This window comes from Vibrio sp. 1751 (assembly GCF_033339895.1).
Lineage (GTDB): Bacteria > Pseudomonadota > Gammaproteobacteria > Enterobacterales > Vibrionaceae > Vibrio > Vibrio alginolyticus.
In genome coordinates this window covers 1-11,684 of record NZ_JAWOVM010000025.1, presented here as the reverse complement: position 1 = coordinate 11,684, position 11,684 = coordinate 1, and the positions used below count along the sequence as shown (strand labels likewise).

The following is an 11,684-nucleotide window of genomic DNA, read 5'->3' as shown; positions in this document are numbered from 1 at the left end:
CTGCCCGAGGCTCAATTTCTCGCAAAGGAGATCTTAATGTCTTACCAGAATTTGGATGGTAAAGTGCGTGTACGTGCTGGTTTGTCTACCACTTACAGTGTGCTTGCGATTGCAATCGCTTCTGCCACATCCATGAGCGCGGTTGCCGCTCCTGCTAAAAAAGAACAAACTACCGCGATGGAAACCGTCGTTGTCACTGGTAGCGTGATTGGTAAATCTGAAATTGAAGACGTCAAAGAGTACCCAGGTGCTCGTACCGTCATTACCCGCGATCAAATCGAGAAAACCGCCGCAGGCTCGATTGATAACGCGCTACAGCGCGTGCCGGGTATTAAAGTTCAGGATGAAAGCGGAACGGGCGTATTGCCTAACATTTCCGTACGTGGTTTGAAAGCAAGCCGTAGTGGTCATGCTCAGTTCTTGATGGATGGTGTACCGCTAACACTTGCGCCATATGGTCACACTGGTCAGTCTATCTTCCCAGCAACACTGTCGATGCTTGATCGTATTGACATTGTACGCGGTGGTGCCGCAGTACAGTACGGCCCAAACAACGTCGGTGGTGTGATCAACTTAGTGACCAAACCGATTCCACACACGTGGCAAACTGAAATCAGTAACCGCCTTACCGTGTTTGATGGCGGTGATGCGCCGCTGAATGATTTTTACCTACGCACGGGCGGCTGGTTAAGCGACACATTTGCACTACAGTTGGAAGGTAACTTCCTAAAAGGTGAAAGCTTCCGTGAACATTCCGATACGGACGTGAAGAACTTCCAAGCCAAAGCACAGTGGCTACTGAGTGACACTCAAGAGATTCAAGCATTCCTGCAACGTTACGATGCTGAAACGCAAATGCCGGGCGCACTTTCGCCACAAGATTACGAGCAAGATCGTCACCAATCGAAACGTCCTTACGATGATTATGAAGGTAAGTCGACGCGCTGGAGTGTTAAGTACATCCACGATTTGCCATTTGCCGACAGTGCCGAGCTAGAAGTGCTAACGTTTGGCCATAAGTCAGAGCGTCTTTTCAAGTGGGGCTTTAACAGCGCGGGTGGCCATTGGGCGGATCCGGCTCTGCCAGCGACGGACGTTCGTACCTCTCCACGTGAATTTACCGTGTATGGTATAGAGCCAAAAATGGCGATGTACTTTGGCGAAGGTAAATCCGTTACTCAAAACTGGATCGTGGGTACCCGTTATGTTAATGAAGACATTGACTACAAACTCACTCAGACTCCAATCGCCGGTGGTGCAACCAGCGTTCCGCGTGATTGGCATCTAGATACGGACGCGTTTGCTGGATACGTTAGCAACGAAATTGGTTTGTTCAATGATACATTGAAGGTAACGCCTGGGTTGCGTGTTGAGTCGGTTCGAATGACGTTTACCGATCGTGGTAAAAAACAAACAGCAGACAACACCGTGACGGAATGGTTGCCAGGTTTGACGGTGGCATACAACTTAACTGATCAGTGGGTGACGTATGCGAACGCGCAAAAATCACTTCGTGCGCCACAAATTGCCTACATCCGAGGCTTGGGTGAAGAAGGGAGCGAACTGGCTTGGAACTACGAAGTCGGCGCGCGTTACACCCAAGATGCGACCAGTTTTAACGCTGCACTTTATCGCATCGATTTTGAAGACCAACTGCAATGGCAAAGCTCAACGCAGACCTTCGATAACATCGGAAAAACACTTCACCAAGGTTTAGAACTTTCTGCTCGTTACGTGCCTGAAGTTCTACCTGCTCTGAGCTTGGGCGCAAGTTACAACTACCTCGATGCCACGCTTGAAGAAGAGGGTGCGAATAAAGGTAACCAGCTGCCTTACACCTCTAAACATCAACTTGGTTGGGATGCGACCTACGCGTTTTACGGCATGGACACCACGCTATCGGGCTTCTACTTCAGTGATTCGTATACCGATAACGCCAACACCAGTGCCGAAGACGCAACAGGTGCAACGGGCAAAGTGCCCTCTTACATGGTGTGGAACTTCAACTTAGGTACGGATTTATACAAAGACGACAAAGGCAAGTTACGCATGAATGTTGCAGTAAACAACTTGTTTGACGAGGAGTATTACTTCCGTGGGATTGATACCAGCCCAGTTGGTCGGTACCCAGCTCCGGGACGCTCTTACACACTGGATCTGAACTATCAGTTTTAAGCGTTTCGTTCACCGAGTTTGAAAAGAAAAGTCGCCAATTTACCTTGGCGACTTTGCCGATCTTAGGTACTGGAAAACACTTAGCACTGGAAAAAAGCAAGATGAAAAATAAAAAACAATTTACGATCAAACACTTTTCAACCGTTTTGCTGATGCTGTTGAGCTCAGTTTTTATGTCATTTTCCGCAAGTGCTCAGGTGCGCAGCGTGCAAGATGAGCAAGGCACTTTTGAGCTAGAAGCGATACCTCAACGTATTGTGGTTTTAGAATTTTCGTTTGTCGATGCATTAGCGGCAGTCGATGTCTCACCTGTAGGCGTCGCCGATGACAACGATGCCACACGAGTCATCCCTGCTGTTCGCGCCAAGATTGAACCTTGGCAATCGGTCGGCATGCGTTCACAACCGAGTTTAGAGGCGATTGCGGTGCTCAAGCCGGATTTGATCATTGCCGATGCCGAACGTCATCGCGCGATTTATCAAGATTTGCAGCGAATTGCGCCAACCTTGCTGTTAAAAAGCCGTGGAGAGACGTATAAAGAAAACCTCGAATCTGCACAGAAAATCGGGGTTGCGATTGGCAAGCAAGCGAAAATGACACAACGAATTGAGCAGCACAAACAGACAATGGCAGAGTTCAAACAGCATTTTGCGACACAAGAAACCATTCAGTTTGGTGTGGTTTCTGACAAAGGGATGTGGCTGCATAGCCCGGTTTCTTACGCTGGGGGCGTTTTGAGTACGCTGGGCATCCAAAGCCCGCTGGCTCCATCTGAGCAAAAAGCGTATATCCCAACCAGTTTCGAACTTTTACTAAGAACCAACCCTGATTGGTTGTTAGTTGGACTTTACTCTCAACCAAATATTGTGGATGAGTGGCGCAAAAACCCATTATTTAAGCTGCTAACCGCTGCGAAAAAACAGCAACTTGTTGAGGTATCTCCTGAACTGTGGTCGTTAAATCGCGGCATGTTGGCTGCGGAAGAAATTGCCCGCAATCTTGAAGCGTTATTGGAGCGCTCATGAGTGCGGCGATAAGCTCGGAAAGCGCGTCTTCGGTTAGCAAATCGCATTGGAAAGCGAGCTTGTTTGTCTGTGCTATGGCGTTGTGTACGCTCTCAGGCTATGCAGCCTCAATGATTGGCTGGTCCAACTTTTCTTTGAGCGTTAATGATCTGACAAGCTATTGGTTTGCGTTTGATGAGGGCAATATGCTGCATCAAATCCTCGCGACGCTGCGTGCGCCTCGTACCTATGCTGGGTTATTAATTGGCGCTTCGCTTGCGGTATCCGGAGTGCTGATGCAAGGATTGACTCGTAACCCTTTGGCGTCGCCATCCATTCTCGGCATTAATGCAGGTGCGGCGTGTTTTATGGCCTTGGCGTCCATCGGCGTACCATTCTTTAGTCAATTGAACCCAATCATCAACGCAGTACTCGGCGCGCTACTAAGTGGTGGTGCGGTCATGTTGTTGGGCGGTTTTTTCTCCGCGCGTTCTCACCCATTGCGTTTAGTGCTAGCGGGCATTGCCATCAGTGCACTGCTGATAGGGTTAACTCGTGCGTCGGTAATTTTGGCGGATGACATGGCTTACAGCGTGTTGCATTGGTTAACGGGTTCACTCTCCGCGGTAGATTCTGAGCAGTGGCAGCAACTGTGGCCTTTTGCGACTTTAGGTTTGGTGCTCGCCATGGGCTTAGCGCGAAACTTAAATTTACTCGCGTTGGGGGACGAAGTTGCTGTCGGGTTGGGTGGTAACATTCGTCTTACGCGATTAATCAGTGGTTTAGCGGTTGTGCTGTTGGCAGGAACTAGCGTAGCGATTGCTGGACCAATTGGCTTTGTCGGGTTGTTAGTGCCGCACTTGGTACGCCCGATTGTTGGTCACAACTATCACATTCTCATTCCGGTTTCCGCCTTGTGTGGCGCGGCATTGGTCACGTGGTCAGATGCTTTATCACGCGCGATTGCCTTTCCGGCTGAAACGCCAGTGGGCGTGATTACCGCGCTGTTGGGCACACCTTGCTTTATCGCGATTGCAATGAGGAAATCATCATGATGAATCAAACCAAACTGTTTGCATTAGTTGGATTGTTGCTGATTGCGTCTTCTCTCACGCTGTTTGTTGGCGCGGCGAACATGTCGGCTCAACAGGTTTTTGCATTGCTGTTTTCTTTCTCTGACTCGGACTTTGTGATTCACCAATATCGATTACCGAGAATGTTGCTCGCCATTGGCGTGGGCGCTGGGTTGGGGCTGTCAGGCGTTTTAGTTCAAGGCGTCATCCGTAATCCACTTGCCTCACCAGATTTAATGGGGATAAGCGCCGGAGCAGGACTGGCCGCTACCGCTTGTTTGGTGCTGTATCCGAATGCGCCAGTGGCAATGTTGCCGATGGTCGCCATGGCGGGAGGCTTGCTTGCTGCTGGCTTTATTGCTGTGCTGGCTTACTGGTCGAAACCAACACCAGCACGTTTGGCGCTGATTGGTGTTGCTGTCAGCGCATTTTTAGCCAGCGGTATCGATTTTCTTCTGATTGTGCACCCTATCGAAATCAACACGGCGATGGTATGGCTAACCGGCAGTTTGTGGGGACGAAATTGGCAACAAGTGCCGTTTATTTGGAGTGCTCTATTGCTGCTACTACCATTGGCGTTTTGGCTGGCTTGGCGGCTAGATGTTATGGGACTGGGAGAAGAAAGCGCCACTACACTTGGCACGAAACCAAGACAGATCCAAATTCTTGCGTTGATTGCTGCCGTGCTATTGGCGAGTATCAGTGTGTCTGTGGCAGGCACGATCAGCTTTGTTGGCCTGCTTGCGCCGCATCTTGCGCGTTTGCTGTTTGGCCACAACCACAAGTTGTTGATTCCAGCCGCTGCAACCCTTGGCGCTTTGTTGGTGATTTGCGCCGATGGTTTAGCGAGAGGCTTACAGCCACCAATTGAGCTACCAGCGGGAGTGCTGACATCTGTTATTGGCGCACCATATTTCATTTTTCTTTTGTATCGTTATAGAGGTTGGTAAGCATGTTACGAACGCAGAACTTATCCGTCGCGTACGGCAAACAGACCATCATTCCAGATCTCTCTTTGTCGATTCCTCAAGGTAAAATTACCGCGCTTGTTGGCCCAAATGGTTGCGGTAAATCGACACTATTAAAAACCTTGGTACGCATCAATAAACCTGCTTCTGGCCAAGTGTTGTATAACGACAAATCACTAAGCAGCTACGGTGATAAACGCTTGGCGCGTTCGTTGTCTTTGCTGCCGCAGATTCTTGTCAGTCCTGAAGGTATTACCGTCAGAAAACTGGTCGAATATGGCCGCTCGCCTTATCTCTCTCATTGGGGCAGGTTAAGTCAACAAGACAAAGCCTTGGTCGAGCAAGCAATGCAAGATACTGGCGTGATTGAGTTTGCTGACAAGCCAGTTGAATCGTTGTCTGGCGGTCAAAGGCAAAGAGCGTGGATTGCGATGGTAATGGCGCAAGATACCGACGTAGTGATGCTTGATGAGCCAACCACTTACTTGGATCTCTCTCACCAAGTTGAGCTGATGAAACTCATGAGGCAGATGAACGACAAAGGCAAAACAGTGGTCGTAGTGCTGCACGATCTAAACCAAGCGTGCCGTTACTGCGATCATTTGGTGGTGTTGGAAAAAGGTCAGTTAGTCACGCAGGGAACACCGCAAGAGGTAATGACAGAAGGCATGTTGTCATCGGTGTTTGATTTACAAGCGAGAGTATTTAATGACCCAATCTCAGGCACGCCGATGTGTGTGGCGGTGTAGGTTTACGTCTTTGGAAAGCTATCTGCAATAAAAACGTCGATCCATAAAAACAAACCCCGCTAGTAACAAAGTTGCTAGCGGGGTTTGTTGTTTTTAAGAGCGTCCTTAATGTGGCGTTTAAGCCAGTTTAAACGTCGCCACTTTCGAGTTGAGATCCTCAGCTTGCGATTTCAGCTCAGCAGATTGATTCATCGATTCTTCGGCACCAACTACCAAGTGATCGGTCACATCTTTAATGGACGTGACATTTTGCGTGATTTCATTGGTTACGTGCGTTTGCTCTTCGGCGGCGGTCGCGATTTGCGTTGCCATATCGCTGATCAGCGCAACGGCCGCGTTGATTTCATCCAGAGCCAGTGCTGCGCGATCTGCATCTTCCACCGAACCTTGCGCGAGCTGAGAGCTTGTATCCATGATGGTCACTGCGCGTTGTGTGGTTTGCTGCAAGGTCTCGATCGTCGAGCGAATCTCTTCGGTTGAGGTGTGTGTGCGTTGTGATAGCACGCGAACCTCGTCTGCAACAACGGCAAAACCGCGACCTTGCTCTCCTGCACGCGCCGCTTCAATCGCCGCATTCAGAGCCAGTAAGTTGGTTTGCTCTGCGATGTCTCGAATCGTTGATAGCACGGTTGAGATGTCTTGCGCGTGCTGGTTGAGCTCACCGATGACAACGCTCGCTTGGTTGACTTCAGAAGACAAATTATTGATGGACGATTTGGAGTTGATCACCAACTCATGACCATTTTGTGTGCTTGCTGAAGAGTCTTGAGCGGCTTTAGCCGTCTGCTCTGCATGTGCGGCAATCTCTTGCGTTGCCGATGCCATTTCGGTCACAGCGGTCGCCACCATAGTGATTTCTTGTTGCTGATGGTTCAGATCAGAAACCGACTGATTCGCGCGAGTCGTGCTCAGTTCTGATTGCTGGCTTAGTTCTTCCGCTTGGTGACGAATATGACCAATAAGCTGCTGTAAACTTTCAACAAACTGGTTGAAGTTTTCAGCCAGTTCACCAACTTCGTCACGGTTTTCTACTTTGATGCGTTGAGTCAGATCGCCGCTACCGTTGGCGATTTGCGCAAGCGCATTCGAAACATTGTAGAGCGGACGGAACAAGATGTTACATAGCAGGTTAAACAAAGCCACACAGATAACGACGACGATAGTGGTTGCGATGATTTGATCCCAAACTGCATCGTAAAGTGGGGCAACCAACGAGTTTTGATCTAACACTGTGACCGTTGTGAGTTTGGTACCCTCTATGTGGCGCGCGTAAATCACATATTCGATGCCGTTAATAGAGACGCGACGTTCTGTACCTGAACGTGCGGCTGACGTAATGTCGTTGTTGTTGAGGCCTAGCTTGCTAACCGGTTGATTCAGCAGTTTACCGTTGTTATGAGTGAAAATATTGCCCTGTTCATTGGCAATAAACATATAACCTTCACCCGGTAGGATCACTTGGTTGAGGCTGTTCAGGATATCACCGATCTCTACGTCAGCACCCAGAACGACGGTTTGACCATGCAATTGCAGGGCTTTACCGAGCGACACCACATTCGCACCAGTTGCAGCAGCAACGGTCGGATTATCCATAAAGACTTTCGATGGATTGGCAATGGCGTTGGTGTACCAGCCCCACTTGCGAGGATCGTTATTACCTGGTGGCAAAACCACCCCATTAGCGTTGTCTTGTGACCCGTCCGGGTAAGCGAGGAAAACGTTATCGAACGCGCCAGAGTCTCGGACTTGTTTCAAATGTGTAACCAGAGAACGTTTCTCTGAATCAGAAGAGAGTGAAGTCAGTGCGCGCTCTTTAGAGAGTAGCCAGTCCTTTACGTATTGATTGTAAGATGCGCTAGTGCTTTCTAGTCGCTGTGCGACTTCGACATCGAGCCTATTTAATGAATCTCGAAAAGACAGCCCCTCTACCAGCACTCCCCCTAGAATGATGGCGGCACTGGCAGAGATTGCCAGTTTGTTTTTTAATGATAGATTTTTGAACATAAAGCGAATAATAGATCTTTGAATAATAGTTGTTGTGTTTTTATTCTCATCAGTGCTCTCTGCGCTGTTGAATATGCAGCAGAAAGTCAGATTCGAATCTGTTCAATAATTATATTTTATTGCTCAAAATAAATACTGACTCCATGTCGCGAATTTGAGTTTTACATCAAATAAGCAAAAGGATTTGGGACGATATTATTTATGTATTTGTAAAGTAAGGATTTGTCGATTTTTGTAAATGAGAATTCATTTCAATAAATGATGATCTTTATCACATTTGCGTATTTGATAATCCATTAAAAATGTGAAGGTTATAGCACCGGATATATATTGATTAGCTTAATCATTGTTATGGGCAATCGTTATGCGCAGTATATTGTTAGTCCCCGCGTTATTAGTGTCAGGGTGTGCTCTGATACAACAGTCGACGCCGATTCAACCTGACGCCAACTGGCACGTGGACCAGTTATCGAACGGTATGAAATACCATCTTTATCCAACAGAAGACCAAGAAGTCTCGGTCCGTTTGGTGATGAATATCGGCTCATTCCAAGAAACATCCTCTCAAAAGGGTTACGCTCACTTTGTTGAGCATATGGCGTTTAATGGTAGTGAGCATTTTACCGGTAACGACGTTGTCAAACTTTTCGAGCAATCTGGTGGTAGCTTTGGCGCTGATATCAACGCTTTTACCAGTTATCAGCAAACGTCTTACCAACTTGACCTTGCGAATAATACGAAGCTAGAAGATGCCCTGAAGTGGATGAGAGATATCGGTAACGGGCTTGAGTTTGCTCCTGAGCAAGTAGAGAAAGAAAAAGGGGTGATTCTCGGTGAATGGCGACGTGCTAATCCGGATGATAAGTCCTTTTCTATGCATGCTTACCAAGCCTCGATTGAAGGCACTATATATGGTGAGCATGACCCAATTGGTACTCGCGAAGCGATTCAAAATGCTTCCTCAAGTAAGTTAAAGGCGTTTTACGACAAATGGTACCAGCCACAAAATGCCGAGTTGATTGTGACTGGTAATATCGACGTAGATTCACTGTCCAAGATTATCAAAAGCAAGTTCTCGAACTGGGAAAGTACCTCGGATACGGTAATAGAGAAGCGCCGTGATATTCGAGTGAACAACGAAAACAGAATCTTGCCAAGTAACACGATGGAATCACCAAGTCTTCATTTAGTGATTGAGCGTGGTCTAAGTGGCGGCACGACGATTGAGCAACAACATGAAGTGTGGCGTGATGAAGTCGCAACACAACTCATTCAACAGCGTTTGATCCGTGTACTCAGTGATGCCGCTGAACCTTTTCAATACGCTTATGCAGAGCCCTATTACTCTAACTATCAGCGTATGATGTCGGCAGGGATTTCGTTTGCACCAGATCGCCGCGAACAAATGCACCAGACTTTCATTCGTACCTTAGCGTCGTTGAGAGATTATGGTGCGACTCAATCCGAGTTAGATAGCGTTATGTCAAATTGGCAAGGTGAACTTGCAAATATTGATTCAGATTGGAGTCAGCGTAAGCCAAACAGTTACGCAGAAGCACGTGTTTTTCAAATTGGACAAGACAGTGTCAGCCAATCAAAAGAGAATTATGCCCAGAGTTTGGCAGAATTCATCAACAACGAGAATTTAGAGAGCATTAACACACAATTGACGGCTTTATTATCTCAGCAGCCAAGCTTTTTTATTGGTTTGGGGAAAAGCGAAACGTCAGAGCAGTTCAACGGTGTATTTGCCGCTCTAAACAGTGCCTATCTTCAAACTGGCGAAAAACCGCTAGAGATGTATGACAAAGTGGATGGATTCTTAAAGCCTACCCAGGAAGGCAGCATCACGAGCATGCGTCAGGAAGCGGGTGGTTTTCAAGTCTATACGCTATCAAACGGTGTCGAAGTGTGGTTCCAAAAAGATACTAAAGCGGGTGGTCGAGCGTATATTTACTATGCGAGCCAAGGTGGTAAAGCCGCTGTTGATCCGACGTTGTATGCCGCTTATGAAATCGCAGCAACAACGGCAATACGCAGTGGGTTAGGGGCATTTTCTGGTTCAGAGCTAGATAGCTACTTACGCAAAAACAACATTGCGCTTGGCGCGATGCTTGATGCGACCAGTCACGGAGCGCAAATTACGGCGCCAAATACGCACCTAACTGATGCTTTGAATGGACTATACAACCTAGCGACGGAGATTAAAGTCGACGAGCGCCAGATGGCGGCAGCGAAGCAAGAGTTTAAACAGCAGAGCGGCGCTTTTTTTGAATCACCGATGGGAAAACTGATTCAAAAAGCAAACGGCAATTCTTATTTGCCGGGTAGTCGTCATCGTATAGTGTCCAGTGATGATGTTGAACAAGTGACTTCCGAGCAGATACTAGCGGTGCATGAGCAACTTTTCAAAACCAATGATGGTTTTAAGATGGTTATTGTTGCAAACGTAGAGCCGGAAGAAATTACACCACTTTTGCGTAAGTATGTGGCCTCTATTGAAATGAAACCGAGTCGTTCGATTGATTATCACGTTGCGTTTAACCCGGAAGTGCCGGAGCGAACTGTGGTTGCGGATGGGCATGAACCTTCATCGTTGTATGTAATGCGTTTGACTAATACGAGCGATTACCAACGTACGGCAAGAGACACGGTTATCGAAGATATTTTGCAACGTATTAGTAATGCACGTGTTTTGGATATTGTGCGAGAAGAGTCTAGCCTTGATTACAGCCCGAGCATTTACACCATGACACAAGATCGCGAACCCATCTCTGATTGGCTCTTGGAGTCTCAAGTTGAGCCCGAAGACGTGGCACTTTTAGAGAGTAAACTGGGCAAAGTGTTTGATGGTTTAGCGTCAAATATTACCCAAAAAGAAGTGGATACGGCCGCGAAACAACTGGCAGTCGCGATGCAAGGATTGGATGACAACCCAGCACAGAGATCATGGGCATATACTCGTTATTTGGTGCATGATTACGGCGTCGATGTGTTGCTTGACGTTGAGAAAGTGGCTAAGAGTGTGACGTTAGATGAAGTGAAAGCGCATGCAAAATCAGCTTTTGGTCCACAAGCAAAACGCTCGGTAATGGTTTTAAATCCGGCCGAATAATCACGTAGTTTCTGACGAAAATCGTGGCAATAGTAATAAAAAAGACGGCGTGAAAGCCGTCTTTTTTAAGCACTTTAATCAAAGCTTTTATGCTGATTTACGCGAAAGTCGCTTTTCATTGTTGGTGTTATTTTCTTTTGTGATCGCACTGTCTTGAGCCTTACCCTTTAACGTTACCACTTCCTTTTCAGGTAATTCGGCTGCTTCACCAAAGAATTTGCCACCAGGTTCAATGCTGAGGTTATTGCTCCAGATCCTACCGCTTACGCGTCCCTTGGCAAGCACTTGAATGTGTTCTGCGTGACAGTTTCCGTCCATCATGCCATTAATGATCAGCTGTTTAGCGTAGATTTCACCGTTTACTCGCCCGCTTTCTGCGACAACGAGAGTGCCTTCCACGTTAATTTGACCATCGACGATGCCATCAATCTGGACATCGTTTTCTACTTTGAGTTCTCCGCTAAGAGAACAGCCTTTGGCGATGAGAGTTGAAGCTGCTGAGCTACTCGTTGTTCCACTGTTTTGATTAAAGATTCCCATCGTATTCTTCGCTCCTTAGTAAAAATGTCTTCGAAATCATTAAGGCTCCAATCGAC

8 protein-coding genes and 1 pseudogene are annotated in these 11,684 nt (G+C 47.5%); 6 read left to right on the top strand and 3 right to left on the bottom strand.

Going from position 1 to position 11,684, the window contains the following annotated elements; genetic code table 11:
- The first annotated feature begins 36 nt into the window (after positions 1–36).
- The 5 genes from pvuA to fecE all read left to right on the top strand — a co-directional run bounded on the left by pvuA (position 37) and on the right by fecE (position 5,969).
- Positions 37–2,175 carry a TonB-dependent siderophore vibrioferrin receptor PvuA gene (pvuA, locus tag R7041_RS10600; RefSeq protein ID WP_017634503.1) on the top strand — a complete coding sequence of 713 codons (2,139 nt, stop codon included), beginning with the start codon at positions 37–39 and terminating at the stop codon, positions 2,173–2,175.
- Between the two features lie 101 nt (positions 2,176–2,276).
- Positions 2,277–3,200: a Fe(3+) dicitrate ABC transporter substrate-binding protein FecB gene (locus tag R7041_RS10595; RefSeq protein WP_053308093.1), complete on the top strand. Its 924-nt coding sequence runs from the start codon at positions 2,277–2,279 to the stop codon at positions 3,198–3,200.
- Between the two features lie 74 nt (positions 3,201–3,274).
- The gene (locus R7041_RS10590) at positions 3,275–4,234 is read left to right on the top strand and encodes a FecCD family ABC transporter permease (protein ID WP_373417389.1); all 960 of its coding nucleotides are present in this window, start codon (positions 3,275–3,277) and stop codon (positions 4,232–4,234) included.
- On the top strand, positions 4,231–5,202 hold the full coding sequence (locus tag R7041_RS10585; protein ID WP_005383459.1) for a FecCD family ABC transporter permease: 972 nt from the start codon (positions 4,231–4,233) through the stop codon (positions 5,200–5,202). Before R7041_RS10590 ends, R7041_RS10585 begins: the two co-directional genes overlap by 4 nt.
- A 2-nt stretch (positions 5,203–5,204) precedes the next feature.
- On the top strand, positions 5,205–5,969 hold the full coding sequence (gene fecE / locus R7041_RS10580) for a Fe(3+) dicitrate ABC transporter ATP-binding protein FecE (protein ID WP_213987579.1): 765 nt from the start codon (positions 5,205–5,207) through the stop codon (positions 5,967–5,969).
- A 117-nt stretch (positions 5,970–6,086) separates the two neighbouring features.
- Here the strand turns inward: fecE and R7041_RS10575 are convergent, their stop codons facing one another.
- Positions 6,087–7,973, bottom strand: a complete 1,887-nt coding sequence (locus tag R7041_RS10575) for a methyl-accepting chemotaxis protein (protein WP_005383451.1) — start codon at positions 7,971–7,973, stop codon at positions 6,087–6,089.
- Between the two features lie 364 nt (positions 7,974–8,337).
- Between R7041_RS10575 and R7041_RS10570 the strand changes: the two genes are divergently transcribed.
- The gene (locus R7041_RS10570) at positions 8,338–11,088 is read left to right on the top strand and encodes a M16 family metallopeptidase (protein WP_005374719.1); all 2,751 of its coding nucleotides are present in this window, start codon (positions 8,338–8,340) and stop codon (positions 11,086–11,088) included.
- A gap of 87 nt (positions 11,089–11,175) precedes the next feature.
- Here R7041_RS10570 and R7041_RS10565 read toward each other — a convergent pair whose 3' ends face one another.
- Together R7041_RS10565 and R7041_RS10560 are read right to left on the bottom strand one after the other, a co-directional pair.
- Positions 11,176–11,517, bottom strand: a complete 342-nt coding sequence (locus R7041_RS10565; RefSeq protein ID WP_318128624.1) for a polymer-forming cytoskeletal protein — start codon at positions 11,515–11,517, stop codon at positions 11,176–11,178.
- A gap of 14 nt (positions 11,518–11,531) precedes the next feature.
- Positions 11,532–11,684 (bottom strand): annotated as a pseudogene (locus tag R7041_RS10560) (M23 family peptidase); the annotation flags it as partial.

What these genes read in the sequence shown, in the direction of transcription:
- pvuA (WP_017634503.1), top strand. Translation starts at nt 37, where the DNA reads ATGTCTTACCAGAATTTGGATGGTAAAGTGCGTGTACGTGCTGGTTTG.
- R7041_RS10595 (WP_053308093.1), top strand. Translation starts at nt 2,277, where the DNA reads ATGAAAAATAAAAAACAATTTACGATCAAACACTTTTCAACCGTTTTG.
- R7041_RS10590 (WP_373417389.1), top strand. Translation starts at nt 3,275, where the DNA reads ATGGCGTTGTGTACGCTCTCAGGCTATGCAGCCTCAATGATTGGCTGG.
- R7041_RS10585 (WP_005383459.1), top strand. Translation starts at nt 4,231, where the DNA reads ATGATGAATCAAACCAAACTGTTTGCATTAGTTGGATTGTTGCTGATT.
- fecE (WP_213987579.1), top strand. Translation starts at nt 5,205, where the DNA reads ATGTTACGAACGCAGAACTTATCCGTCGCGTACGGCAAACAGACCATC.
- R7041_RS10575 (WP_005383451.1), bottom strand. Translation starts at nt 7,973, where the DNA reads ATGTTCAAAAATCTATCATTAAAAAACAAACTGGCAATCTCTGCCAGT.
- R7041_RS10570 (WP_005374719.1), top strand. Translation starts at nt 8,338, where the DNA reads ATGCGCAGTATATTGTTAGTCCCCGCGTTATTAGTGTCAGGGTGTGCT.